Source organism: Glycomyces artemisiae (assembly GCF_003002955.1).
GTDB classification, from domain to species: Bacteria; Actinomycetota; Actinomycetes; order Mycobacteriales; family Micromonosporaceae; genus Glycomyces; species Glycomyces artemisiae.
In genome coordinates, this window is record NZ_PVTJ01000001.1 from 476653 (window position 1) to 503280 (window position 26628).

The 26628-nt window shown below is 71.0% G+C and carries 21 protein-coding genes; 16 read left to right on the plus strand and 5 right to left on the minus strand.

Going from position 1 to position 26628, the window contains the following annotated elements:
- Nucleotides 1-22 precede the first annotated feature (22 nt).
- Nucleotides 23-1030 (minus strand): mechanosensitive ion channel family protein, encoded by a 1008-nt coding sequence (locus tag B0I28_RS02210; RefSeq protein WP_181245607.1) that lies wholly within the window; start codon nt 1028-1030, stop codon nt 23-25.
- A gap of 226 nt (nt 1031-1256) precedes the next feature.
- Here B0I28_RS02210 and B0I28_RS02215 point away from each other — a divergent pair, with 226 nt between their 5' ends.
- The 3 genes from B0I28_RS02215 (at nt 1257) to B0I28_RS02225 (ending at nt 2714) form a co-directional block, all read left to right on the plus strand.
- Complete coding sequence (locus tag B0I28_RS02215; protein ID WP_245888852.1) at nt 1257-1811, plus strand: HNH endonuclease; 555 nt, start codon at nt 1257-1259, stop codon at nt 1809-1811.
- 206 nt (nt 1812-2017) lie between these two features.
- Nucleotides 2018-2281, plus strand: coding sequence for an aa3-type cytochrome oxidase subunit CtaJ (ctaJ, locus tag B0I28_RS02220; RefSeq protein ID WP_106362167.1), 264 nt, complete (start codon nt 2018-2020; stop codon nt 2279-2281).
- Nucleotides 2282-2336: 55 nt separating this feature from the next.
- Nucleotides 2337-2714 (plus strand): DUF5130 family protein, encoded by a 378-nt coding sequence (locus B0I28_RS02225; RefSeq protein ID WP_106362608.1) that lies wholly within the window; start codon nt 2337-2339, stop codon nt 2712-2714.
- 56 nt (nt 2715-2770) lie between these two features.
- Here B0I28_RS02225 and B0I28_RS02230 read toward each other — a convergent pair whose 3' ends face one another.
- Together B0I28_RS02230 and pepN are read right to left on the minus strand one after the other, a co-directional pair.
- Nucleotides 2771-3703, minus strand: a complete 933-nt coding sequence (locus tag B0I28_RS02230; protein WP_146147941.1) for a hypothetical protein — start codon at nt 3701-3703, stop codon at nt 2771-2773.
- 134 nt (nt 3704-3837) lie between these two features.
- Nucleotides 3838-6378, minus strand: coding sequence for an aminopeptidase N (pepN, locus tag B0I28_RS02235; RefSeq protein ID WP_106362169.1), 2541 nt, complete (start codon nt 6376-6378; stop codon nt 3838-3840).
- A 104-nt stretch (nt 6379-6482) separates the two neighbouring features.
- Here pepN and B0I28_RS02240 point away from each other — a divergent pair, with 104 nt between their 5' ends.
- The 6 genes from B0I28_RS02240 to pyrE all read left to right on the plus strand — a co-directional run bounded on the left by B0I28_RS02240 (nt 6483) and on the right by pyrE (nt 12137).
- On the plus strand, nt 6483-7694 hold the full coding sequence (locus tag B0I28_RS02240) for a DUF1015 family protein (RefSeq protein WP_106362170.1): 1212 nt from the start codon (nt 6483-6485) through the stop codon (nt 7692-7694).
- A gap of 11 nt (nt 7695-7705) precedes the next feature.
- Entirely contained in the window at nt 7706-8173 is a 468-nt protein-coding gene (locus B0I28_RS02245) for a ribose-5-phosphate isomerase (RefSeq protein ID WP_106362171.1), read from the plus strand.
- 124 nt (nt 8174-8297) lie between these two features.
- Complete coding sequence (locus B0I28_RS02250) at nt 8298-8720, plus strand: hypothetical protein (protein WP_106362172.1); 423 nt, start codon at nt 8298-8300, stop codon at nt 8718-8720.
- Between the two features lie 120 nt (nt 8721-8840).
- Nucleotides 8841-10475, plus strand: coding sequence for a protein kinase domain-containing protein (locus B0I28_RS02255; protein ID WP_181245608.1), 1635 nt, complete (start codon nt 8841-8843; stop codon nt 10473-10475).
- A 223-nt stretch (nt 10476-10698) separates the two neighbouring features.
- On the plus strand, nt 10699-11577 hold the full coding sequence (locus B0I28_RS02260; RefSeq protein WP_106362174.1) for a phytanoyl-CoA dioxygenase family protein: 879 nt from the start codon (nt 10699-10701) through the stop codon (nt 11575-11577).
- Between the two features lie 26 nt (nt 11578-11603).
- Nucleotides 11604-12137 (plus strand): orotate phosphoribosyltransferase, encoded by a 534-nt coding sequence (pyrE, locus tag B0I28_RS02265; protein ID WP_106362175.1) that lies wholly within the window; start codon nt 11604-11606, stop codon nt 12135-12137.
- A 56-nt stretch (nt 12138-12193) separates the two neighbouring features.
- On the opposite strand, the gene B0I28_RS02270 is transcribed toward pyrE, so the two are convergent.
- Together B0I28_RS02270 and B0I28_RS02275 are read right to left on the minus strand one after the other, a co-directional pair.
- Complete coding sequence (locus B0I28_RS02270) at nt 12194-13993, minus strand: Stk1 family PASTA domain-containing Ser/Thr kinase (RefSeq protein ID WP_106362176.1); 1800 nt, start codon at nt 13991-13993, stop codon at nt 12194-12196.
- 47 nt (nt 13994-14040) lie between these two features.
- Entirely contained in the window at nt 14041-16257 is a 2217-nt protein-coding gene (locus B0I28_RS02275; RefSeq protein WP_219926504.1) for a HelD family protein, read from the minus strand.
- 295 nt (nt 16258-16552) lie between these two features.
- Between B0I28_RS02275 and B0I28_RS02280 the strand changes: the two genes are divergently transcribed.
- The 7 genes from B0I28_RS02280 to B0I28_RS02305 all read left to right on the plus strand — a co-directional run bounded on the left by B0I28_RS02280 (nt 16553) and on the right by B0I28_RS02305 (nt 26501).
- Nucleotides 16553-18052: a sodium-dependent transporter gene (locus tag B0I28_RS02280; RefSeq protein WP_219926505.1), complete on the plus strand. Its 1500-nt coding sequence runs from the start codon at nt 16553-16555 to the stop codon at nt 18050-18052.
- A complete protein-coding gene (locus B0I28_RS26775) occupies nt 18049-18162 on the plus strand; it encodes a methionine/alanine import family NSS transporter small subunit (protein ID WP_146147942.1) in 114 nt (37 codons plus the stop codon). The genes B0I28_RS02280 and B0I28_RS26775 overlap by 4 nt, the downstream gene beginning before the upstream one ends.
- 217 nt (nt 18163-18379) lie before the next feature.
- A complete protein-coding gene (locus B0I28_RS02285) occupies nt 18380-19189 on the plus strand; it encodes a lytic polysaccharide monooxygenase auxiliary activity family 9 protein (protein ID WP_106362178.1) in 810 nt (269 codons plus the stop codon).
- Nucleotides 19190-19492: 303 nt separating this feature from the next.
- Entirely contained in the window at nt 19493-21085 is a 1593-nt protein-coding gene (locus B0I28_RS02290; RefSeq protein WP_106362179.1) for an ABC-F family ATP-binding cassette domain-containing protein, read from the plus strand.
- A gap of 96 nt (nt 21086-21181) precedes the next feature.
- Nucleotides 21182-21688 (plus strand): superoxide dismutase family protein, encoded by a 507-nt coding sequence (locus tag B0I28_RS02295; RefSeq protein ID WP_106362180.1) that lies wholly within the window; start codon nt 21182-21184, stop codon nt 21686-21688.
- 167 nt (nt 21689-21855) lie between these two features.
- Nucleotides 21856-25749 carry an ATP-dependent RNA helicase HrpA gene (gene hrpA / locus B0I28_RS02300; protein ID WP_106362181.1) on the plus strand — a complete coding sequence of 1298 codons (3894 nt, stop codon included), beginning with the start codon at nt 21856-21858 and terminating at the stop codon, nt 25747-25749.
- Between the two features lie 77 nt (nt 25750-25826).
- Complete coding sequence (locus tag B0I28_RS02305) at nt 25827-26501, plus strand: hypothetical protein (RefSeq protein WP_106362182.1); 675 nt, start codon at nt 25827-25829, stop codon at nt 26499-26501.
- The last annotated feature ends 127 nt before the right edge of the window (nt 26502-26628 follow it).

Genomic DNA, 26628 nt, shown 5'->3' on the forward strand with positions numbered 1-26628 from the left:
GCGGCATATCACCTTGTCGGCACTATGCGGGCGCGTTCGGGAGGGTCCGCGGCACGTAGATCCGGCCCGAGCCGGCCGGGTCGATGATCCCCGCCTCGCGCAGCGCCTCGGTCACGCGCCGCCGCAGCTCGCGCCCGGCCGCCCACTGCTGGTCGGAGGTGGTGCGCACGCCGAGGCGCACCTTGATCTCGTCGATCGTCATCTCGATCGGGCCCAGGTACTCCGGCTCCTTGAGGATGTGGTCGCTCCACTCCTCGTCCTCCACGAACCCGGCCGCGACCTCGGTGATGATCTCCCCGGCCCGGTCGATGTCCGCCGTCGGCGGCAGCGGCGTGTCCACCACCACGTACGCCCACGACTGGCTGGAGTTGCCGACCCGCAGGATCTGGCCGTTGCGCACGTACCACAGTGTCCCGTCGAGCGACCGCAGCGTGGTGACGCGCAGGCCCATGTCGACCACGGTGCCCGTGGCGTCGCCGACGTCGACGTTGTCGCCGACGCCGTACTGGTCTTCGAGGAGGATGAAGATGCCCGCCAGGTAGTCCTGCACGAGGTTCTGCGCGCCGAAGCCGATCGCGATGCCCGCGATGCCCGCGCTGGCGAGGATCGGCGCGAGGTTCACGTTGAAGGCGCTGAGGACCAGCATGAACGCGATCGTGTAGATGACGATGCCCGCGACGTGCTGGAGCACGCCGGTCAAGGTGTCGGCCCGTTTCGCGGACCGGTCGCCGAGCAGCTCCTCCCGCCGGGAGTTCGAGGAGCCGAGCTTGTCGGCGAGCTCGGCGATCGACTGCGGGCCCTTGATCGTGGTGACCTGCTTGATGATCCGCGCGATCGCGCGGTTCACCAGCCACCGCAGCGCGAAGGCGGCGATGAGGATCAGCAGCACCTGGCCGATCTTGTCGAGGACCACGCCCGCGTCGACCGAGAACTCCTCGTTCTCGGTGAGCTTGAACAGCAGCGTGCAGGCGTTGAAGCCCGCCTCGCAGGGTGAGGCCGTCTCGGCCGCCGCAACCGTAACCACAGTCATCCTTCTCCGCTTCCGCCCCGGCCGCACGGGCACCGGGACCGCACCGTCCGGCGCCACCGGGGGTTCGATCAGACGATATTCGTTCGTCATTCAAGATCCCACGGAACCAGGGTGCAATTTTCTGAGATATAGGTCAAACTTGACGGGACCGATGGCTTGGAGGTACGTCACCGTGATAGGTCCTCGACATAGGAGCACGCTTGACAGCGATGACCCTTCCCCAGGGGTGCATCCGAATCTCTTCACGCACGGCGTCGGCCTCGGGTCGGCGCTCGTGCTCAACCAGAGTTACGAGCCGCTGTGCGTGATACCAGTGAAGCGAGCGGCGGTGCTGCTGCTCACCCGCAAGGCCGAGACCGTCACTCCTGGTGACGGTTTTCTGCGCTCTGAGACCATGCACATCCCCGTCCCCTCGGTGGTGCGCCTGAACCGCTACGTCGCGATCCCCCGGCAGGTGGGCGCGAGCCCGTCGCGGCGCGGCGTCTTCACGCGCGACGACTGGCGCTGCGTGTACTGCGGCTCCTCGGCCGAGACCATCGACCACGTGGTGCCGCGCTCGCGCGGCGGCACGCACACGTGGGACAACGTGGTGGCGGCGTGCGCCCCGTGCAACCACCGCAAGAGCGACAAGACCCTCGCGGAGCTGGGCTGGCGCCTGCCGCGCGTCCCCCGCCCCCCGTCGGGCTGGCAGCTCCGCGGCTTCCGCGGCCAGCGCCGCCCCGACCCGGCCTGGGAGGCGTGGCTGCCGCGCCACGGGAAGGAGCGCGCCCGCCTCTCATAGCGCTCCCCATCGGACGGGCGGGGCCCGCCGGCCAGGTCTTCGGACCGCCGGCGGGCCCTTCCCGTACCCGATGCCTTTCGCCCCTTCGCGATCGGCCGCGCATGCGACCCGCGGCACCGACTTCCCACCTGCGGCGATGTGAGGGGCGCAATTGGATTAGGCTGACCGGGAGGTCACCCTGTCTCTGCAACTAGGGGAGCAACACAATGACATTCCAGGACTGGCTGATTCTGTTCGGCGCCCCGATCCTGGTCGTGGTCGCGGTCTTCGCCGTGGTCTTCCTGCGCCACCCGCGCCCGCAGTCCCGCTACCGTGCGGGCCAGCCCTACGACTTCAAGCCGGTTTGGTTCGTCGCCCGCAACGGAGCGGTGCCCGGCGACTCCGGTTCGCATGCGGCCGAGCTCGATGCGGCCGCCCACGGCGAGGCCCTCGCCGGCGGCCCCAAGGGAGGCTCCCATGGCAAGTGGTAACCAGGTCGCGGTCGCCGCGAGCGTCGTCGAAGGCGTGGACCGCAGCCCCGAGCTGATGCGCCAGCCGATGCTGGAGGGCCCCTTCGACGTGAAGGAGCTGCTCCACATCGACGAGGCGCTGTCGGTGGCCGAGCGCGACGGCGGCGGCCTGCACTACAGCGTGTACGTCGGCCCGCTGCACGACCCGGTCCGCGGCGCGGCCGAGGAGCTGCACGACCGGCTCGCCGACCCGGACCGCTCCGTGCTGATCGCCGTCTCGCCCGAGCAGCGGCAGCTGGAGATCGTCACCGGCCGCGTCGCGCAGGAGAAGATCCCGGACCGCTCCGCGGCGCTCGTGGTCTTCTCGATGGAGGCCGCGTTCGGCGCGGGCCAGCTCGCCGGGGGGATCGTCACCGGCCTGCGGATGCTCGCCGAGACCGCCCAAGGACGTTAAAGCACATACGGAACGGCGGCCCGGATGCATCGCATCCGGGCCGCCGTTCTTCGCGTCTACTCCTTGGCGTCCTGCGCGTCGGGCTGCTGGCGCTTGAGGAGCTCGTCGGCGTCGGTGAGTTCGAGCTTGGAGACGAACTCGACCCACGAGAGGGTGTCGGCGACGGTCTCGCGGATCGACAGGATCGTCGTGCCGGGGATGCGCATCGTCAGGGTCGCGGGGGTGCCGATCCGCTGCTGCGCCAGGACCGCTTCGGTCGGCTGGCCGTTGAGGCCGCGCGCGAGCTCGAAGACCGCGGACTCGTTCTCGCGGGCCTGGGGCACCCATTCCATGTCGCGCTTGAGCATCAGGGCCGCGCCGACGGGCTTGCCGTCGTGCTCGCCGTTGTAGGTGAGGACGATGCGGTTGGCGTCGCCGCGGGCGCTCGCGAGGCTCCAGGCGGCGTCGGCGACGTCGACGAGCTGGCCTTGGAAGCGGCGCACGGAGGTGCGGACCTGCTTGGCCTGGCGGCGGTCGGCGATGGGCTTGGCGATGACGCGGAAGAACACCACGAGGACGACGAGGACGAGCAGGCCGATCCCGGCGGCGGCGAGCTCGTGGAGGCCCGCGTCGACGGTCCAGATGATCGTCATCGGCACGAGGACGCCGGAGGCGAGGCCCAGGAGCGGCTTGAGCCAGAACGGGCCGGAGCCGCCGGGGAGGCGCAGGGGCGCCATGAGGCCGATGACGGCGGCGACGACGAGGGCGATGCCGGTGAGCTCGGGCGCGGAGACGCCGTAGCGGTCGAGCCAGCCGATTGCCCACCAGGACAGGAACACCGAGCCGATGGCGACGGTGGGGATGAGCAGGACCACGGCGAACAGGAGCTGCTGCGGCTGGGGGCGGGTGCGGGAGGCGAGGACGGGCCCGAGGAGCAGGAGCGGCAGGACCACCCCGAACAACGCGACCAGGGTGGCGCTGAGGACGACCACCGGCAAAAGCGCGGACAAGACTGCTCTCTCCATTCATCCCCGGGCGGGCGCCGCGGCCGCGCCGCGACACGGCGAGCTTACCAACGGGCGTGAGAAGCGCTCGGGGCTCCGGGACCGCCTGACCGGTCCCGGAGCCCCGTACGGACTTCCTCTTACCGCTGCGCGTCGAGCGCCTGGCCCTTGAGGGCGCGGGCGGTGTCGGCGCGGCCTTCGGCGACGCCGCGGCGGATCGGCGCGGGGCGGTCCTCGGCCAGCCACGCGTCGAGCACGCCGAGGGTGTCCTCGTCGATCAGGTTCGACGGGAACGCGTACTTCGAGTACTCCACGGCCTGCTGCGCGCCGAGCTTCTCCCACAGCTCCGGCACCGCGTCCAGGTACGGGCGCAGGTACGGGCGGACCAGGTCGGCCTGGTCGAGCGGGGCGAACCCGAGCATCGAGGAGCGGCGCACGTAGTTCTCGGTCGACGGGTCGGTGATCCGCTCCCAGGCGCGCTGCTTGGCGTCGGCGGTCGGGACGACGGCGCGGGCGATGAACGAGAGGCGCTTGCCGTCCGCGGTCGAGTCCCGGTCCAGCTCGGCGTCGATGGCGTCCTCGGCGACCGTGCCCGTCGCGACGAGCACGGTCAGCAGCGCCCAGCGCAGGTCCGCGTCCACCGCGAGGCCCTCGGGCACGTCCGCGCCCTCCAGCCACCCGGCGATGCGGGCGAGGTCGGCCTCGGACCGCGACGCCGACGCGTACGCCTTCGCCCAGGACCGCTGCGGGTCCGAGCCGGGTGCGGCGGCGTCCATGGCGGCCTTGGCGGCCTGGGCCCACTGCTCGCGCAGGCCCGCGCGGTGCGCGGGGTCGGCGTAGGCGAGCGCCCCGGCGACCTGGCGCTGCGCGACGGTGACGATGTTGATGTCGTCCTCGGCCGTCAGGCTCTTCACGCCCAGCTCCACGAACTGGGAGGCGCTCAGCTCGGCGTCGCGGAGCATGTCCCAGGCCGCGGCCCAGATCAGCGCCCTGGCGAGGGAGTCGGGCAGCGCCGAGGTGTGCGCGACCGCGGTCGCCAGCGACCGCTCGTCAAGGCGCAGCTTCGCGTAGGTGAGGTCGTCGTCGTTGAGCAGCAGCAGGTCCGGCTGCTTCACGCCCGCCAGCTCGGGGACCTCGGTGGCCGCGCCGGTGACGTCCACTTCGATCCGGTCGCGGCGCACGAGCGCGTCCCCGTCGAGGTCGTACAGGCCGATCGCGATCCGGTGCGTGCGGTGCGTCGGGTGCTCGGCCGGGACCTCCTGGGCCACAGTGACCTTCGCGTAGTTCCCGTCGCCGTCGACGGTGACGTCGGGGCGCAGGGTCGAGACCCCGGCCGTGCGCAGCCACATGTCCGCGAAGTCCTTCAGCTCCTTGCCCGAAGCCGCTTCCAGCTCGCCGAGCAGGTCCGCGAACACCGCGTTCGCGAACTGGTGCTTCGCGAAGTACGCCCGCAGGCCCGCCAGGAACGGGTCGATGCCGACGTAGGCCACGAGCTGCTTGAGGATCGAGGCGCCCTTGGAGTAGGTGATCCCGTCGAAGTTCGCCTGGATCTCCTCGGTGTCGCCCGCGGCGGTGTACACCGGGTGCGTCGTCGGCTGCTGGTCGGCGCCGTAGCCCCAGTTCTTGCGCGCCGACAGGAACGTCGTCCACGCCCCGTCGAACCGCGTCGCCTCCACGTTCGCCCAGTGGGAGGCCCACTCCGCGAACGACTCGTTCAGCCACAGGTCGTCCCACCAGCGCATCGTCACCAGGTCGCCGAACCACATGTGCGCCATCTCGTGCAGGATGACGTTCGCGCGCTGCTCCAGCTCGAAGTCGGTGACCTGCGAGCGGAACAGGAACGAGGCCTCGGCGATCGTGATGCACCCGAAGTTCTCCATCGCCCCGAAGTTGTACTCCGGCGCGAACACCTGGTCGTACTTCGGCAGCGGGTACCGCACCCCGAAGTTGGCGTGGAAGTGGTCGAAGCCCTGCCGCGTCACCTCGAAGACCCCCTCGGGGTCCAGGTAGTCCTTCATAGACTGGCGGCAGTACAGGCCCATGTCGATGCCGTCGTGGACCTCGTGGACCCCGAAGTACGGGCCCGCGCAGATCGCGGTGATGTACGGGCTCATCCGCACCGACGTCTCGAACAGCGTCACCTTCGTCTGGATCGCCTCGACCACGGTCTCCGACGCGGCCGGCATGTTCGAGATCACGGTCCAGTGCTGCGGGGTGCGCACCTGGAACGTGAACGACGCCTTCAGGTCCGGCTGGTCGAAGCACGCGTACACGCGCTGCGCGTCGGCCACCTCGAACTGCGAGTAGAGGTACGTCTCCTTGTCCACCGGGTCGGTCATCCGGTGCAGGCCCTGCCCGTCCGTGGAGTACGTGCAGATCGCGTTCACGATCAGCTCGTTCTCCGCGGCGAGGCCCGTGATCCGCAGGCCCTCCTTCGGGTCGAACCCGGTGAGGTCCACCGGCTCCCCGTTCAGGAACGCCTCCTCGATCCGCTCGGCGGCGATCTCGATGAACGTCTCGGCCCCCGGCTCGGTGCACGAGAACACCACGGCGGTCCGCGAGCCGAAGGTGTCGCCCCGCTCGTGCCCGGTCAGGTCGAGCTCCACGGTGTAGGAGTCGACCGAGAGCAGCGCGGCGCGCCGCTCGGCCTCGTCTCTGGTGAGAATGTGCGTCGACGGCACGATGCCTCCAGCGTCTTGGGTTCGGATATGAAAGAAGTGTGTCACATTCCCGGAGTCCGGTCGGCGGCCATGGTGACCGAACCGCGACCGATTACGCTTCTGGCGTGACTGCTGCACACCCGATCGACCTGGCCTGGCTCTCCACCGGAGGCACGGGCGCGAAGAACTACGACGAGTTCCCCGACGAAACCGAGATCACGCGGATCATCGAGGCCAACCCGGCGTCCATGCTGGGCGTCGAGATGCCTGCGCACACGCCCGAGGCCGTGGCCGCCGGGCTCGACTTCGCGGCCGCGCTGCCCGCGGCCGCCGAGCGCCTCGCCGCGCTCAAGGAGGCCGGCCGGTTCGCCGCGTTCGGCGACGTCGCCGTGGCCTACCGCATCTCCGGGGGCGACGAGCCCACCGCGTACGGCGTGTTCTGCCTGGTCGACACCGCCGAGATCTCCTCCTCCCCGGAGGAGCCCGGCCGGGTCATCCGCAACGAGGACGTCTTCATCGAGAAGGTGAAGCAGCGCAACGAGCTCAACCAGCTCCTGCGCCATCTCCTCAGCCCCGTGCTGCTCCTCCAGTCCTCCAAGGGCGACGAGCTGCACGCCGCGATCGAGGCCGCCATCGCGGACGCGGGCGAGCCCGTGGCCGCCGACACCGACGAGTCCGGCCGCGCCCACGAGATCTGGGCGATCGGCGGCGAGGCCGGGGAGGCCCTGGCCGCGCTGGCCGGGGACGGCGACCTCATCGTCGCCGACGGGAACCACCGCTCCCTCGCCGCGCAGGTCGGCGGGCTGGACCGGTTCCTCGCGGTCATCACGACCCCGCAGTCGGTCGTCATCCGCCCCTACCACCGCCTCGTGAAGGGCCTGCCCGGCTCCGCGGCGCAGCTGGTGGAGCAGATCGGCCAGATCGGCGCGAGCGTCACCGAGGTCGACGGCCCGCCGGAGACGCCCGCGGGCGGCGGCAGCGTCGTGTTCTACGGCTCCGGCCGCACCTGGGAGGTCTCCTGGGAGCTGCCCGGCGGCGAGAGCACGGTCGTCGACCGGCTCGACCACACCCGCGTCGAGCAGGAGGTGTTCAACGCCCTCCTCGGCTGGGAGGCGGGGGACAAGCGCATCACGTACGTCGGCGGCGACTACCCGGCGTCCTGGCTCAAGGAGCAGGTCGACGCGGGCAGGGCCGACCTGGCGATCCTCATCGCGCCGGTCACCGTCCCCGAGTTCGTGGACGTGAACCTCCAGCGGCTGAAGATGCCGCGCAAGTCCACCTGGTTCGTGCCCAAGGCCCGCGCGGGCCTGGCCATCGCCGAGCTCCCGAAGGGTTAGGGTCTGTCAACGTGCGCATCTATCTCGGCTCCGACCACGCGGGCCTCGAACTCAAGGACCACCTGGTCAAGCACCTGTCCGGCCGCGGCTTCGAGGTCGTCGACGTCGGCCCGCACGCCTACGACCCGGAGGACGACTACCCGCCGTTCTGCCTGAACGCGGCCGCGCAGGTCGTCGCCGACCCCGGGAGCCTCGGCATCGTCGTGGGCGGCTCCGGCAACGGCGAGCAGATCGCCGCGAACAAGGTCCCCGGCTGCCGCGCGGCCCTGGCCTGGAGCGTCGAGACCGCGAAGCTCGGCCGCCAGCACAACGACGCGAACGTCGTCGCGATCGGCGGGCGCATGCACTCGCTCGAAGAGGCCACCGCGTTCGCCGACGCGTTCGTCGACGAGCCCTTCTCGGGCGCCGAGCGCCACCAGCGCCGCATCGACATGCTGACCGCGTGGGAGGCCACCCACGAGCTGCCCGAACTCCCATAGGGCGCAACCGAACCGAGAGCGAAGACCCGGGCCGCGGTCCGGGTCTTCGCGCGTCCCGGGAAAACCAGGAGCATTCGGAACATCGCACCTGGAGTTATTGGACGGGTGTCGGTATCGTCAATCCATGTCCAAGGGTCTCCGCGTACTCCTCCAGATCTTCCAGGTGATCGGCCTTCTCGGCACGCTCCTCTTCCTGGCCTCCTCGCTCGGCTGGTACATCGCCGACTTCGACCTGACCGGCCTCGCCGAGGATTCGGCACCGATCGAACTGTGGGCCGTCGGCTTCGGCGTCCTCACCATCGCGCTGTCCCCGGCGCTGTGGTCCCTCGCCCGCGCCGGGGCGAACGCGCCCGTCGCCTCCGCCTCCGGGTCTTTCGACCGCGCCCCGGCTCCGGCCGCCCCGCAGCAGCCGGGCAAGCCCGGCGGCGTGTTCGAGCCCATGAACCCCGCGAGCGGGCCCGCCGCGCCCGCCTCCTCCTACGGCCAGCCGTCCGCGGGCTTCGGCTCGCAGCCGCAGGGCGAGAGCCCCTGGGGGTCCGGCCGCTGACGCCGGGTCGCCTCCGAAGCGATGCTGAGATGATGCGAACAACCGGCCCTCCGGGGACCGCGAAGGGTGGATTCCGGGCGTTACGCTATGGGCTCAAGCCTTATCGTGAAGGACCGATCCATGTCGAACGCCACCGTTGACCTCGTCTGCGGCCCGGCCGACCCCCTTCCGGGGTCAGAGCAGAGCTACCGGCTCACCGGTCTGCTCGGCTCGGGAGGCCAGGCCGACGTGTACCAGGCCGTGCGCGTGTCGGCGGGCATCTCCTCCGCGCCCCTGACGGTGAAGGTCTTCCGCCCGAACCCGCAGGACACCCGCGAGCACCAGTTCCGGTCCTGGGACAAGGGCGACGCGGTCCTCATGGACCTCCACTCGCGGAACGTCGGCTCGATCTGCCGCCGCATCGACGCGTTCTACGGGCGCGCCCCGCACCCCTCGGGCCGCCCGCCGCAGGGCGACCCGATGCCGTTCCAGGTCCTCGAATACCTCCCCGGCCACGACCTGCGCCAGCTCCTGTCGCAGCGCCTCGGCCGCGTCGACGCCGCGCGCACGCTCCGCTCCGTCGTCGAGGTCATGAACGCGATGCACCACCCGCCGGTCGGCGCGCACCCGGTGCTGCACATGGACCTCAAGCCCGCCAACGTGATCATCGGCCCCGACGGGTCCGCGAAGGTCATCGACTTCACCGGCGCCCGCTACTACACGCCCGCGCACCTGACGACCATCGCGTACACGCGCGAGACCGCCGGACCCGAGGCCCACCAGGGCACCGTCGGCCCGGCCTACGACGTGCACGGCTTCGGGTCGATCGCGTTCTACCTCGTGACCGGCGCGACCGCGCGCACGGACTCGCCCGGCCACGAGCAGAGCGTCCCGTGGGCGCGGCTGCGCCGCCACCCCGTGCTCGAATCGAACCCGCGGCTGCGCGAGCTGCTGACCGCGCCGCTCGACGACGACCCGGCGAACCGGCCCCGCACCGAGGAGCTGCCGCGCTGGATCGACGACCTCGCCTCGGTCGTGTCCCGCGCGAACCTCCCCGACCTCGGCGTGGACTGGGGCCGCGGGGCTCCGCCCGCCGACGCGACCCGCCGCCTCGGCGCCCCGGGCGCCGACCGGACCCGCCGCATGGACGCGCCCGCGGCGATGGGCGTCCCGCCGACCCAGGTCGTCGGCTCCCCGCCGCCCGCCAACGGCACCCGCGTCATGGACGCGGCGGCCCACGGCCCCAAGGACCAGCCCGTCGCGGGCCGCGTGCGCGTCCCGGACCAGGGCTCCTACTCGCCGGGCCGGTCCGCCGGGCCCGCCGAGCGGCGCGGCCCGCTGCCGCGGCTGCGCCTCGCCACCGACCCCGAGGAGCCCAGCGAGCGCGAGCTGGCCAAGCAGGACCGGGCCCCGCTGCTCGGCCCGCCCGGGTCCCTCGCGAAGGGCTTCGAGCTGTCGGTCATCGGCGGCCTGTTCTCGCTCATCATGTGGCTGCTCAAGACCATCACCACGGGCATGGAGACGCTTCAGACCCAGGTGCTCGGCTACCTGCTGGTCCTCGCCGTCGCCGTCGGCCTGTTCTTCCTCATCCGCATCTCCGGGGGCATCCTGTGGGGCCGCTGGCTGCGCGCCAAGCGCAAGTCCGCGCGCCTCGCGCACCTCGCGGCCGGGATCTTCCTGTTCATGGTCGGCATCGACTACCTCGGCGAGCTGAGTTGGAGCTGGCTCGATTTCGACTTCGGCTGGTTCGACTGGATCACCGGCCTCTTCGGATAGTGATGTTCCGTCCGAATGGCGTTGATTCTTGGGATTTATCGCAGTTCTCATGGAACTTCGAGAATTTCTCCAGCGCTCCTGAAGCGGTGCGCCCTACCATTTCCGGTAACCGACACCGTCGAATCCTTGCCTTGGTTTTCCAGATTCGACGGTGCAACCAACCCGGACGGACGACGCGTCTAGCTGACGACAGATCCTCCTCGGACACCGGAAAGGCATTGAGATGACCGCAGTGACATCGGTCGGTGCCGAAGCGCTGACTCCTGAGCAGCGCGAAGCCTTCGACCGCGACGGCTACCTCATGATCCGCGGCGCGCTCGACGCCGATGAGATCAAGCGGTGCTCGGACGCCCTCGACAGGGTCTACGAAGTCGAGCGGGAGGCCGGCAGGCTCAGCCCCGAAGGCGCCATGCACCGCCTCGACGCCGTCACCTCCTGCCCGGAGCTCGCGTTCCTGCTCAACCACCCCCGGACCTTCCACTACGTGTGGTCGATCCTCGGCTGGAACTTCCACGTCTACCACTCCCACGTGGACAAGCACCCGCCCATCCAGGGCAAGCGCCCCTTCCGCTTCGAATGGCACCAGGACGGCGGCCGCCAGAACCGCGAGACCGAGACCGAGCCGCGTCCGCGCCTGTCGGTCAAGCTCGCGTACTTCTTCACCGACCTGTCGGTCGAGGGCCGCGGGAACACCAAGATCATCCCCGGCTCGCACAAGTGGAACACCATCGACGGCCCGCCGCGCCGCGACATGGAGTGGCCCGACCCCGAAGGCGCCATCGAAGTCACCGGCAACGCCGGCGACGTCATGTTCTTCGACCGCCGCATCTGGCACGCGCGCAGCGACAACTACTCGGACCTGACGCGCAAAGTGGCGTTCTTCGGGTTCACGCCGCGGTGGATCCGCGCCCGCGACATCGTCGACCACCTCCCGAACGAGCCGTGGTGGGACGACCTCGACCCGGTCCAGCAGCAGCTCCTCGGCGGGCACGCGCCGACGGGCGACCACGGCTGGGGCCACTGGCCGAAGGAGACGCCGCTGTACAACTGGCTGGCCGAGCGTGACCTCCTCGACCCGTCGTACCCGCCCCTGCGCCCGTAGCGGTCCCGGCGTGGCAGTCTGAACCCATGACCGACACCGACCTCGCCCGCGACATCTTCGACCGCTCGCACCTGACCGGCGAGTTCACGCTCCGGTCCGGGGTGGTCGCGAACGAGTACTTCGACAAGTACCTGTTCGAGTCCGACCCGGTCCTGCTGCGGCGCATCGCGGAGGCCCTCGCCCCCCTGGTGCCCGCGGACGGCGTGGACGCGCTCGCGGGCCTGGAGACCGGCGGCATCCCGATCGCGGTGATGCTGTCGCAGGTCACCGGGATCCCGGCGCTGTTCGTGCGCAAGGAGGCCAAGACCTACGGCACGTGCCGTCTGGCCGAGGGCGGCGAGGTCGACGGGCGGCGGCTGTTCATCGTGGAGGACGTCGTCACCTCCGGGGGCGCGGTCCTCGACGCGGTCGAGGAGCTGCGGAACCGCGGCGCGGTCGTCGAGCAGGGCGTGTGCGTCATCGACCGGGAGTCGGGCGGGCTGAAGAACCTGTCGGACATCGGGATCGAGCTGAAGGCGCTGTTCACGATGACGGAGCTCAAGGCCGCCGGAGCGGAGTAGGACGCAGAGCGGAAGGGGCCGGACGCCGATGGCGTCCGGCCCCTTCGCCGTCCTTGCTACCTGGCCCAGAGCCAGATCTCGGAGCCCTTCGGGTGCTCGCTGCCCGGGTCGAGGGACTGCTCGAACACCGTGCCGGTGAACCAGATCTGCGCGGTCTTCACGGTGAACCCGAGCGCTTCGAGGGTGTCCTTGGCCTCCTCGACGTCCATGCCGACGACGTCGGGGACCTCGACCGGCTCGGGCCCGGAGCTGACGACGAGGTCGACCGCGTCGCCCGGCCCGGCGGGCGCGTCGGCGCCGGGGGACTGCTCGATGACCGACCCCTCCGGGATCGTGTCGCTGTGCCGCTGCGAGACCGCCCCGACCACGAGGCCCTCGGCCTCCAGCGCCGTCGTCGCGTCGGCCTGCGCGAGGCCGACCACATCCGGGACGTTGAGCGGCGGCATGCCGTCCGAGACGTACACGGTCACCGGCGTCCCGGACTTCACCTCCTCGCCCGCGGGCGGGTCGGTGCGCGTCACGGCGTCCTTCTCGACTTCGGTGGAGTACTCGTGCTCCACGGTGACCTCGGCGTCGAAGGCCGCGAGCGCCGACCGCGCGTCGTCCTCGCTCTGCCCGGCCAGGTCCGGCACCGAGTACCGCTCCGGCCCCAGCGACACGACGACGGTGATCGTCGCGCCCTGCCGGATGCGGTCGCCCACTTCGGGGTCCTGCGAGACCACCCCGCCCGCGGGAACCGACGACGAGTAGCCGTCGACCAGCTCCACTTCGAAGCCCCGCTCCTCGGCGTACGCCTCGACCGACTCCCGGTCCTGGTCCAGCAGCGACGGCGTCGAGGTGTACCGGCCGATGCCGATCCACCATCCGGCCGCCGCCACCGACACGAGCACGGCCGCGATGAGCCCCAGCGTGACCAGGGCCTTCCAGTTCCGCTTCGCCTTCGGGTGGTCCACGACCATCGTGGTCTGCACGGCGCGGGTCGGCCGCGGCACCTGCCCGGTCGTGCCCGGCACGTGCCGCAGGTCCACGGCCTGGAGCCGCCGCAGGAACGCGCCCGCGTCGACCGGCCGCGACCCGGGCCGCCGCGAGGCGGCCGAGACGACCAGCTCCGCGAGGCCCTCGGGGACGTCGGGGGTCTTCAGCTGCGGGGACGGCACGTCCTCCTCGACGTGCCTGCGCGCCACCGCGCCCGAGTCGGGCCCGTCGAACGGGACCTCCCCGGTGAGCAGCTCGTACAGCAGGATCGCCGACGAGTACACGTCGCTCGCGGTCGTCGCGGGCTTCCCGCCGACCAGCTCCGGCGCCACGTAGGCGGCGGTCGCCACGAGCGGCCCGCCGGTGTCGCGGTCCCCGTGGACGGCCTCGGCCAGCCCGAAGTCCACCACCTTGACGCGGTCGCCGCGGCCGCCGTTCTTGAGGAGGATGTTCTCGGGCTTGATGTCGCGGTGCACCAGCCCCGCGTCGTGCGCGGCCTGGAGCCCGTCGAGGAGCTGCGAGCACAGCTCCACGGCCTCGTCGATGCGCAGGCGCCGCCGCCGGTTGAGCAGGTCGCGCAGGGTGGTCCCGGGCACGTACTCCATGACCACGTACGGCAGTCCCTCGTGGACGCCCTGGTCGAACACGGCCACGACGTTCGGGTGCGAGAGCCGGGCGATCGTGCGCGCCTCGTGCGTGAACGCCTTGAGGTCGAACCCGTGCGAGCGCCCGGCGGTGATGATCTTCACGGCCACCGTGCGGTCGAGCCGCTCGTCGTGGGACTCGTACACGTCCGCCATGCCGCCCTGGGCGATCAGCCGCTTGAGCCGGTAGCGCCCGTCGACGAGCGCACCGGTCAGGTCCCCGGTCGTCGTTGTCAACCCGCACCTCCTACACCTGCTGACAGTGTATGAGCTTGCGGCTTCCGCTACAGGACCTCTGCGCCGGGGAACACCGGTTTGTCCGGTGCCACAACGCCGAGGCGCTTCGTGGCCCGCGTCAGCGCCACGTACAGGTTCCGCAGACCCGTCGCCGCGATCGCGTCGGGGTCGACGACGATGACGCTGTCGAACTCCAGTCCCTTGGCCTGCTTCACCGTGAGCACCGACGCGTCCGCGATCCCGGCCAGGCCCGCGGCCCGCTCCGCGGTCGCCACGACCGCGACGCTCCCGTCCCCGACGAGGGCCTTCTCGGCCGCGACCTGCTCCTCCACGACCCGGTCCACGTGGTCCCCGGCGACCTCCAGCCACGGCTCGTGCCCAGATTCGCGCACCGACCGCGGCCGCGCCGCGTCGACGCCGATCGCTTCGAGCACCCGTACGGCGACGTTCATGATCTCCTTCGGCGTGCGGTACGACACCGTCAGCTGCTCGGCCCGCCAGTCGAGGTCCCAGTCCCCGAACACCTCGCCCCAGCTCGTCGGCGCCACCGGTCCCGCGGCCTGCGCGAGGTCCCCGGCCACCGTGAACGACCGCGTCACGCACCGGCGCATGAGCGCCCGCCACTCCATCGGCGACAGCTCCTGCGCCTCGTCGACGATCACGTGCCCGAAGATCCACCGCCGGTCCGCCGCGGCCCGCTCGGCCACGGACACGAACCGCTCGTCGACCTGCCGCTCCCCGAGCCAGAACTCGTCGATCACATCGGTGGCCTGGAGCAGCTCCGACTCCTCGTCCTCGAAGTCGAACGACGCCGAGCCGGCCGCGATCGTGAGCACGTCCTGCGCGTACGCGATCTGCTCCGCGCTGGGCCCGCTCTGGCGCTGCGCCCGCTCCACGTCCCCGAGGTGCTCCGCCGCCTCGTCGAGCAGCGCCACGTCGGCCTCGCTCCACCCGCCCGGCTCGCGGTACAGCAGCGCCCGCGCCTCCTTCTTCAGCACCGCCGCCGCCGACGCGATCCGCTCGCGGGACGCGAACAGGTCCTCCAGCAGCTCCTCGGCCGTCAGCTCGGGCCACAGCTCCTCGATCTGCCCGCGGATCACCGCGTCAGAGGCGATCTCCACCGCGAACTGCGCCCGGTCCGCGAGCCCCAGCAGGTTCTCCCCGCCGAGCGGGTCCTCGCCGATGATGTCCGCGTACTGCGTCGCCAGATCCGCGATGACCCGCTTGTGGAACGTCTCCCGCGCCTCGTTGTGCGCCAGGCCCGTCTCGCGGGCCGCGTCGCGCGCCGACGTGATCTTCTCGGGCCGCAGCCACAGCTCGTGCCCCTCGAAGTCCACCGGCAGCGGCTCGCGCGGCACGACCTGCCGGTCGGCGACCGCGCTCGCGATCACCCCGGCCATGACGGCCCGGCCCTTCACGGCCGCAACGGCTTCGGTCTCAGGCCGGTCGGCCACGATGCCGGGGAACAGCTGCGAGGGCGTGCGCAGCAGCACGTCGGTCTCGGCCAGGCCCGGCAGCACGTCGGAGATGTACCGCAGGAACTGCCTGCCGGGGCCGATGATGAGCACGCCCTGCCGCTTCAACCGCTCGCGGTGCTCGTACAGCAGGTACGCGGCCCGGTGCAGCGCGACGGCGGTCTTCCCGGTGCCCGGGGCGCCGTCGACGATCATGACGCCCTCCAGGGGCGCGCGGATGATCCGGTCCTGCTCGGCCTGGATCGTCGCCACGATGTCCTGCATCGCGCCCGTGCGGGCCGCGTCCAGGGCCGCCAGGAGCGCCCCCTCCGACCCGATCGTCGAATCCGAATCCGCCGCCGCGTCCAGGTCCAGGACCTCGTCGTTCACCGACCTGATCCGCCGCCCCTTGGTGTGCAGGTGGCGGCGGCGCCGCACGCCGGCTGGGGACGCCGCGGTCGCCAGGTAGAACCGGCGGCCCGCCTCGCTGCGCCAGTCCACGAGCAGCTGCTCCCCGCCCTCGGCGTGGATGCCGATGCGCCCCAGGTACATCGGGGCCTCCGCCGCGTCCACGTAGTCGAGCCGCCCGAAGCACAGGCCCTCCTCGACCGCGTCGAGCAGCGCGATCCGCCGCCGGTACAGCAGCGTCTCGGCGTCGCGCTGCGACCGCTCCTGGTCGTTCTCCACATGGCGGCGCCCGGCCTCGCCGAGGCGCTCGGCGGCCTCGTCCCTGAGCCGGTCGACCCGGGCGTACAGCCCGTCCAGGCGGGTCTGCTCGGCCTTGACGGCCGGAGTGATGGCAGCGGACACGGCTCTCCTCGGAGACGGAGCGGATGTTGTAAGGGGCGCAGACACTGCGCGGGAGCGGCCCCCGCCGATGGACGGCTCGCCGAATGCGCCGTGCCGATCGCGGTGGAACCGGTCAACCTTAGCCCCGTCCGGGCCGCTCCGTCTCCCTTCCAGGCGCGAAACGAATCTCCATCACGCCCCGGTAACGATCATTTGACCCGCTCTGCACGCCCCATTAGGGTTGGCCCGAAATGTGCCCGGAACACGAGAGACTGGAGCGAACGAACCCATGGTGAGAGAGAACTGGGGGTCGAGGGTGGGCTTCATCCTGGCCGCCATCGGCTCGGCGGTCGGGCTCGGCAACATCTGGCGCTTCCCCGGCGTCGCCTACGAGAACGGCGGCGGCGCCTTCCTCGTGCCCTACCTCGTGGCCCTGACGACCGCGGGCATCCCGCTGCTGGTCATGGAGTTCACGATCGGCCGCCGCTTCAAGGGCTCCGCCCCGGTCGCCTTCCGCCGCATGAACAAGAACGCCGAGGCCATCGGCTGGTGGCAGGTCGCCGTCTCCATCGTCATCGCCGTCTACTACGCGGCCATCATCGCCTGGGCCGGCTGGTACGGCTGGTTCTCCGTCTCCCAGCAGTGGGGCGCCGACCCCGGCACCTTCCTCATGGCCGACTTCCTCCAGGCCAGCGACGGCTTCGGCGACTTCACCACCTGGCTCCCCGGCATCGGCCTCGCCATGGTCGTCGTCTGGGCCTTCACGCTCCTCGTCATCGGCGCGGGCATCAAGAAGGGCATCGAGACCACCAGCAAGGTCTTCATCCCCCTCCTGCTGGTCATGTTCGGCGTCCTCGTCGTCCAGGCCCTCACCCTCGACGGCGCCGTCGAGGGCCTCAACGCCTTCTTCACGCCCGACTGGGAGAAGGTCCGCGAACCAGGCGTGTGGCTCGCCGCCTACGGCCAGATCTTCTTCTCCCTGTCGATCGGCTTCGGCATCATGGTCACCTACGCCTCCTACCTCAAGCGCAAGTCCGACATCACCACTTCGGCGTTCACCGTCGGCTTCGCGAACTCCTCCTTCGAGATCCTCGCGGGCATCGGCGTCTTCGCCGCCCTCGGGTTCATCGCCTACGAGTCCGGCGTGCCCATCGCCGAGCAGACCCACTCGGGCGTGGGCCTCGCGTTCGTCGCGTTCCCCACGATCATCAACACGCTGCCGTACCTCGCGGGCCTCTTCGGCGTCCTGTTCTTCGCCTCCCTCGTGGTCGCCGGATGGACCTCGATGGTGAGCATCGTGCAGGTCCCCGTGGCCGCCATGGAGGACCGCTTCGGCTGGGGCCGCGTCAAGGCCACCGCCGTCGTCGGCGGCGCGATGGCCGTCGTCTCGCTCCTCCTGCTGCCCACCGCGAGCGGCCTGATGTTCCTCGACGTCTCCGACTACTACATCAACCAGTTCGGCATCGTCGTCGCCGCGCTCGTGAGCATCGTCGTCACCGTCTGGGTCATGTGGCGCTGGAAGGAGCTGCGCGACGACGCCAACGCGACCTCGACGTTCAAGGTCGGCCCGATCTGGTTCGTGTGCCTCGGCGTCATCACCCCGGTCATGCTCGCGGGCATCCTGTTCCTCAGCCTCCGCGACCTCCTGGCCGCCGAGCCCGGCCTGGAGGCCTACAACCAGTACCAGGCGTTCGGCTGGGCCCTCGCGGGAGGCGCGCTGGCCTTCGGGACCATCATGGCGCTCATCCTGCGCCGCAAGGAGGTCCCGCCGATCGAGACCGAAGAGGAAGCGCACGAAGTGGAGGCGGCCCTGTGAGTGCCACCGCAATCGCCATGATGGTCATCGCGATCGTCGTCATCGGCGGGGGCCTCATCGTCTCCGCCACCGTGCTCATGACGCACCCGGAGGAGTCCGAAGAGGACTGAGCACCGATCCATGACGGCCGCGCACGTTCTGTGCGCGGCCGCCGTCGTTCCGTGCGAATGCGGTGCAATTCCCCGAAAAACCGGAGAAACCGCGGCCGCTCCCCTTGTGTGCCTTGCCGGGAACTGTTAGGTTACTTTTTAATTCATGTCGTCCCAGCTAGATCGTGTTACGACATTGAAGAGAATCGCTGAACCCAACCCCCGATAGGAGACGACGATGCGCAAGTCGCGCAAGATCATCCTGTCCATCGCCGGAGCCGCGACCCTCGCGGTGTCGGCCTCCATGGCGGCCCTCGCATGGGGCCACGGCTACACCTCCGACCCGCCCTCCCGCTCGGCGCTGTGCGCCAGCGGGGAGGTCACCAACTGCGGGGCCATCTCCTACGAGCCCCAGAGCGTCGAGGGCCCCAAGGGCTTCCCGGCGGCCGGACCCGCGGACGGCGAGATCTGCTCCGCGGGCCACGACACCTTCGCCGAACTCGACGACCCGCGCGGCGGCAACTGGCCCACCACCTCGGTGAGCGCCGGCCCGAAGACCTTCACGTGGACGATGACCGCGCGCCACTCCACCGCCACGTTCGACTACTACATCACCAACGCGAACTACGACCCGGCGCAGCCGCTCACCCGCGCGGACCTCGGGCTCACCCCGATCGCGTCGTTCAACATGGGCGGGGCCCAGCCCGACCACACCATGACGCAGACCGTGACGCTCCCGTCCCGCACCGGCCAGCACCTGGTCCTCGCGGTCTGGAACATCGCGGACACCGCGAACGCCTTCTACTCCTGCATCGACGTCGACTTCGGCGGCGGCGGCTCGGGCGACCCGTCCGACCCGCCGACCTCCACCGACCCCGGCACCGGTGAGGGCTGCTCGGCCGCGGCCTGGGCCGCCGCCTCGGTGTACACCGGCGGCAGCAAGGTGACCCACAACGGCATCGCCTACACCGCCTCCTGGTGGACGCAGGGCGAGGAGCCCGGCACCACCGGCGAATGGGGGGTCTGGAAGCAGACCGCCACCTGTTAGCCAACCTCCGCACAAGTCCGCGGGCCCGGCCGATCCACCCCCCCGGTATCGGCTGGGCCCGTGGCGCGCGTCTCCCTTGACACGCAGGGGAGGCGCGGATACGGTTGTCCGGTCCTTGTTCCCGACGTTAGGCACTCACTTGAAGCTCTAGGTCGTAGACATCGCGCCGCCACGTCTCTGCGCACGTGCACGGTGTGTCTTCGATCAAGAGGGTGTCCTATTTCCGGGAACGATCCCTTTCCGCCGTCAGGCGCGATGTCTCTCATGTGATCCCGTTCGACAACTCACCTGAGAGAGGTCTCCATGGCCACCACCTATATCAACGTCCAGCAGCTGCGCTTCGCCTGGCCGGACGGCGACCGCGTCTTCGACGGCGTCGACGTCGTGTTCTCCGACGGCCGCACCGCCCTCGTCGGCGACAACGGGACCGGCAAGTCCACGCTCATGCGCCTGGTCGCCGGGCTCCTCAAACCCGAGTCCGGGTCGATCACCGCGTCGGGCCTCATCGAGTACCTGCCGCAGGAACTCCCGCTGCGCCTGGGCGACACCGTCGCCGACCTGCTCGGCATCGCCGACAAGCGCCGCGCGCTCCTGGCGATCGAGGCGGGCGACGCGGGGGAGGAGCACTTCGCCGCCATCGGCGACGACTGGGACTTCCTCGACCGCTCGCGGGTCGCGCTCGACGAGCTCGGCCTCGACCACGTCGGCTTCGAGCGCACCGTCGCGACCCTGTCCGGTGGCGAGTCGATGCTCGTGGGCCTGGCCGGGCGGCTCGTGCGCCGCCCGGACGTGCTCCTGCTCGACGAGCCGTCGAACAACCTCGACGCCTCCGCGCGGCAGCGCCTGTACCAGGCGATCCGCCGATTCGGCGGCACGCTTGTCGTCGTCAGCCACGACCGGGCGCTCCTGGAGCACGTCGACTCCGTCGCCGAGCTCTACAAGGGACGCATCCGCGTGTTCGACGGCAACTACAGCGCCTACGAGGCGGTCATCGCCGCCGAGCAGGAGGCCGCGGCCCGCGCCGTGCGCGACGCCAAGCAGGACTTGACGAGGCAGCGCAAGGAGCTGGTCGCCACCCGCATCCAGAACGACAAGGGCGCATCCGCGTGGAAGCGCGAGCGCGACCGCGGCGGCACGCCGAAGATCCTCCTCAACGGCAAGAAGAACGCCGGGGAGGTCTCGTCGGCGAAGATCCTGCTCGCCAAGCAGGAGGACGTCGCCGAGGCCCGCGAGCGCCTCGACGCCGCCGAGGAGACCGTGCGCGACGACGGCGGCATCAGCGTGGACCTGCCGGAGACGCACGTCTCGACGCACCGCGAGATCGCGCTCGTCGAGGGACTCAAGGCCGGTGAGATCTACGGCGACGGCGTGGGCCTGCACCTGCGCGGGCCCGAACGCGTCGCCCTCACCGGCGACAACGGCTCCGGCAAGACCACGCTGCTGCGCGCGGTCGCCGCGGCCGCGCGGGTCCCGCACGGGTTCCTCACGCAGCGCCTGGAACTGCTCGACGAGGACGCCACGGTGCTCGACAACGTGCGCTCCGCCGCGCCCGAGGCCCCGCAGGCGCTCCTGCGGACCCGCCTGGCGCGCTTCGGGATGCGCGGCGACGCCGTGTTCCAGAAGGTCGGCACGCTCTCGGGCGGCCAGCGGCTGCGCGCAGCGTTGGCGACGGTGCTGTCCTCGCAGCCCGCGCCGCAGCTGCTGCTGCTCGACGAGCCGACGAACAACCTCGACATGTCCTCGACGCGCCAGCTTCAGCAGGCGCTCACCGCGTTCCAAGGCGCGCTGGTCGTGGTCAGCCACGACGAGGCGTTCCTGGACGGCATCGGCGTGACCCGCCGGGTCGGCCTGGTGCGCGGCGAGGGGATCGTCGAGGACGTGCCGGTCGCGGCCTGAACTCCGGGCCCGTGCCCCTGCGGACACGGGCCCGGAATCCCCGTCTCGGGGCGGCTCCGGGCCGATACTGGTCGGGCCGACCACGAAGGAGCGCCCATGCCGTCCCGCGCCGCCACCGCCTTGACCGCCTTCCTCGCCGCCGCCGCGCTGTCGGGCTGCGGGGGAGGCGAGGACGTCGCCGACGCCCCGGGCGGCACCTGGACCGCCGCGCTCGAACCGACCGCCGCCTGGGCCGACCTGGACCCGCAGGCGACCGGCACCGCCGACGTCAGCTCCACGGGCAGCACCTCGGTGCAGCTCGCGGTCGCCGGGCTGCGCCCCGACACCGCCTACATGGCGCACGTCCACGACGCGGCCTGCGACGAGGACCCGCCCGGCGGCGGCCACTGGCTCGCCGACCCCGACGGCGAGGACGCGGCCGGGAACATCATCGAGCTGTCGTTCACCACCGACGCCACCGGAACGGCCACGACCACCGAGTCCACCGACCTGGTCCCCGACGACCGCGCGAAGAGCATCGTCGTCCACGCGCCCGACGAGCTCGCCGAGGACGAGGGCGCCGACTCGAACCGGGTCCTGTGCGGGGACCTCACGGCAGAGTGAGGGCTGCTCGCGTGCGGAGCGGTGTCGGACCCCGCGCGCAGGATTGCAACCGGGGGGTCCCCAGGGGTCCGATTTGCCGGGACGCTCCCGAACCGGGCCGCGGGTGCCACACCCGCGCATAATGCATGGCGCGCGGGCGCGCCGCCCAAGTATCCTTGCCTATCGTCATGCCCAGCAGCGTCCCGAAATCCCGTCCCAGCCTGCACGAGCGCGTCTCCGCGCTGCGCACGGCCGATCAGCGCGCCCTCCGGCGGCGCCTCCGGGAGGCCCGCGACCTCGACGGGCAGGCCCGCAGCGACGCGTTCGCGCGGCTCGAAGCCGACGTCGAGTCGAAGGAGGCCGCGCTCGCCGCCCGCGCGGCAGGCGTGCCGAAGATCGTCTACCCCGAAGAGCTGCCCGTCTCGCAGCGCAAGGACGACATCCTCGAAGCGATCCGCGACCACCAGGTCGTCATCATCGCGGGCGAGACCGGCTCGGGCAAGACCACGCAGATCCCGAAGATCTGCCTCGAACTCGGCCGCGGCGTGCGCGGCATGATCGGCCACACGCAGCCGCGGCGGATCGCCGCCCGCGCGGTCGCCGAGCGCATTGCCGAGGAGCTGGGCTCCCCGCTCGGGGAGGCCGTCGGCTGGAAGGTCCGCTTCACCGACCAGGTCTCCGACCGCTCGTACGTCAAGCTCATGACCGACGGCATCCTGCTCACCGAGATCCAGCACGACCGGCTCCTGAGCGCCTACGACACGATCATCATCGACGAGGCCCACGAGCGCAGCCTCAACATCGACTTCATCCTGGGCTGCCTCAAGCAGATCCTCCCCAAGCGGCCCGACCTCAAGGTCGTCGTCACCTCCGCGACCATCGACCCCGAGCGGTTCGCCAGGCACTTCGGTACGGAGGCCAAGCCGGCCCCCGTTCTTGAGGTCTCGGGCCGCACCTACCCCGTCGAGGTCCGCTACCGGCCCCTGCGCGACGAGGAGGGCGACGAGGACCGCGACCAGACCGACGGCATCCTCGACGCCGTCAACGAGCTGTCGCGCGCCGGGGACGGCGACATCCTCGTGTTCCTCTCCGGCGAGCAGGAGATCCGCGACACCGCCGACGCCCTCGAAAAGGCGAAGCTCCGCCACACCGAGATCGTCCCGCTCTACGCGCGCCTCTCCGCCGAGGAGCAGCACCGGGTCTTCCGGCCCCACACCGGCCGCCGGATCATCCTGTCCACCAACGTCGCCGAGACCTCGCTGACCGTGCCCGGCATCCGCTACGTCGTCGACGCCGGGTACGCGCGCATCTCCCGCTACTCCGCCCGCACGAAGGTCCAGCGCCTCCCCATCGAGCCGATCAGCCAGGCCAGCGCCAACCAGCGCGCCGGGCGCTGCGGCCGCGTCGCCGAGGGCATCTGCATCCGCCTGTACTCCGAAGAGGACTTCAACTCCCGCCCGGAGTTCACCGACGCGGAGATCCTGCGCACCAACCTCGCGTCCGTCATCCTCCAGATGACCGCGGCGAAGCTCGGCCGCGTCGAGACGTTCCCGTTCGTCGACGCCCCCGACTCGCGGAACATCAAGGACGGCATGGACCTCCTGGTGGAGCTGGGCGCGCTCGAAGACGTGCGCTCCGGCGAGCGGCGCCTGACGAAGGCCGGGCGCGACATCGCGCGCCTGCCGATCGACCCGCGCCTGGCCCGCATGATCCTCCAGGCCCGCGAGGAGGGCTGCGTCCACGAGGTCGCCGTCATCACCGCGGCGCTGTCCATCCAGGACCCGAAGGAGCGCCCGGCGGACAAGCGGGCGCAGGCCGACCAGTCGCACGCCCGGTTCAACGACCCGGACTCGGACTTCTCGGCGTTCCTGAACCTGTGGCGGTACCTCGAAGGGGAGCGCCGCTCGCGCTCGTCGAGCTCCTTCCGCCGCATGTGCAAGCAGGAGTACCTGCACTACCTGCGCATCCGCGAGTGGCAGGACCTGGTGCGCCAGATCCAAGGGGTCCTCAAGTCCCTGAAGATCCCGACCCAGCCCACCGAGCCCGTCCCCGACGCGAAGCGCATCCACACCGCGCTCCTCGCCGGGCTCCTCTCGCACATCGGCGTCAAGGAGGCCGACACCCGCGAGTACCTGGGCGGGCGCAACGCGAAGTTCGCGATCTTCCCCGGCTCGGGCCTGGCGAAGAAGCAGCCGCGGTGGGTCGTCGCCGGGGAGCTCGTGGAGACCAGCCGCCTGTGGGGCCGCGTCGTCGCGAAGATCGAGCCCGAATGGGTCGAGCCGCTCGCGCAGCACCTCGTCAAGCGCACGTACTCGGAACCCCACTGGGCCAAGCGCTCCGGCGCGGTCATGGCCTTCGAGCGCGTCACCCTCTACGGCGTCCCGATCGTGGCCCGCCGCAAGGTCAACTTCGGGCGGATCGACCCCGAGACGAGCCGCGAGCTGTTCATCCGGCACGCGCTCGTCCAGGGCGAGTGGGAGACCCACCACAAGTTCCTCGCCCGCAACCTCGCGAAGATCACCGAGGTCGAGGAGCTGGAGAGCCGGGTCCGCCAGCGGGGCCTCCTCGCCGACGAGCAGACCCTCTTCGACTTCTACGACGAGCGCGTCCCCGCCGACGTCGTCTCCGGCCGCCACTTCGACACGTGGTGGAAGCGCCAGCAGGACAAGACCCTCCTCGACTTCGACGAGGCGCTGCTCCTCGGCGACCGGGCCGAGGCCGTCGCCGCCGACGACTACCCCGAGGTCTGGACCTCCGAAGGCGCCGACCTCGAACTGGACTACGAGTTCGAGCCCGGCTCGGCCCGCGACGGCGTCACCGTCGCCGTCCCGCTCCCGGCGCTCCAGCAGCTCGACCAGGACGCGTTCACCTGGCAGGTCCCGGGCCTGCGCGCCGAGTTCGCCGAGGCGCTCATCAAGAGCCTCCCGAAGTCCCTGCGCCGCAGCTTCGTCCCGGCCCCCGACTTCGCGAAGGCCGCCGTCGCCCGCATGGCCCCGGCCCCCGGCCGGCCCATGATGGCCGCGCTCGCCGACACGCTCAAGTCGATGACGAACGTGCACGTCCCGTTCGACGCGTTCGACCTCACGAAGGTCCCCGGGCACCTGCTCGTGACCTTCCAGGTCAGGGACGAGGACGGCGCGGTCCTCGCCGAGGGCAAGGAGCTCGGAGCGCTCCAGCGCCAGCTCGCCCCCAAGACCGAGGAAGCGGCCGCCGAGGCGTTCGACCTCGAACGCACCGGCCTCACCACCTGGGACTTCGAGGCGCTCCCGAAGCTCCACGAGACCCCGCGCAAGGGCTACACCGCGAAGGCGTACCCCGCGCTCACCGACGAGGGCGCCACCGTCGGCGTCAAGGCCTTCCCCGACGCGGGCTCGCAGGCCGCGAACATGTGGGCCGGGACCCGGCGCCTGCTGCGCCTGAACTGCCCCGACCCGCACCTGAAGGAAGTCCTCACCCGCAACGAGCAGCTCGCGCTCGCCACGGGGCCGTACGCGAACGTCGACGCGCTCCTGGCCGACTGCGTGCGCACCGTCCTCGACAAGGTCCTCATCGAAGGCGGCGGCCCCGCCTGGGACCGGGCCGGGTTCGAGGCCCTCCTCAAGCGCGCCCGCCCCGAGGTCGCCGGGGAGTCCCCGGCCGTGGCCCGCAAGGCCGCCGCGGTCCTCACCGAGGCCCGGAACGCTGCGCGGCTCCTGGAAGGCAAGTTCGACTTCACGATGCTCGCGGCGATGAGCGACATGCGCCGCCAGCTCGAAGGGCTCACCGGCGCCGACGGGTTCGTCGGCGCGACCGGCTGGTGGCGCCTGGACGACCTCCTCCGCTACGTCAAGGGCATCGCCTACCGCGCCACCCGCGTCGTCGCCGACGTCAACGGCGACAAGGGGAAGATGGACGTGATCCACTCCCTCGAAGCCGAGCGCGACGCCCTCGCCCGCTCCCGCCCCGCGGCCCTGCGCACCGGCGAGGGCCGCGAGGTCAGGTGGATGCTCGAAGAGCTCCGCATCTCCTTCTTCGCGCAGCAGCTCGGCACCCGCTACCAGATCTCCGAGAAACGCATCAGGAAACTCCTCCAGACGCTCTGACGGGTGACGGCCCGGTGCCGGGCCTGGCCCGGCCGCAGTAGCATGGCGCCGTTCGCATCCCCCTATGCCGGAGTGCCATGAGCCCGTCCGATGAACTCGAACCCGCAGGCGGGCAGACCGCCGCCGAGTGGACTCAGTACGACTCGCACCTCCACTACGCCTGCGCCGTCGTCCAGGGCCTGCGCCGGAACGGCCTGAGCGACTGGAGGCCGGTCCCGACACTCGTCCGCACCGACCCCGGGGAGCTCCCGGTCGCCGACGGCCAGGCCACGCCCATGTACTTCCAGGCCGCCGGGGACGGCAGCTACTCCACATCGGGGATGTTCGCGTTCGGCAGCGTCGGATTCGTCGCGGGCGCGCTCGCGGTCAACGCCATCGCCAACAACGCTGCCAAGCGCCGCGCCCAGGCCGACCTCCAGCGCCGCTGGATGCCCGGCCCGCCCGGCTCGATCATGGTCTCCACCACCCGGGTCATGTTCTGGAGCCACACCGAGCAGTACAGCATCTACTGGTCCGGGCTCGACATGATCGATCTGACGGGCCCCGACACCGTCGTCTTCCGCTACCGGGGCAACGACACAGGCGCCGACACGATCGTCCAGTTCCAGACCATGTCGGCGGTGCTGATCTTCGCGCTCGCCGCACACGACTCGTTCCCCAACCATCCGCGCTGGCTCTCCGGCGGCTGGCTCCCGATCGGGTTCGAGGACCACTGCGACGCCTGCGGGTACCCCCGTCCCGAGGTGCGCTGACCCCCGCGTCCGGGCGATTCCCGCACGCGTGTCGGACCCTGGGTGCATGATCAGAATCCGGCCGCGCGAATTCCTCCGCGCCGGGTGATGCCAACCGGGCGTCAATCTGACATCATATGAGGTGGCG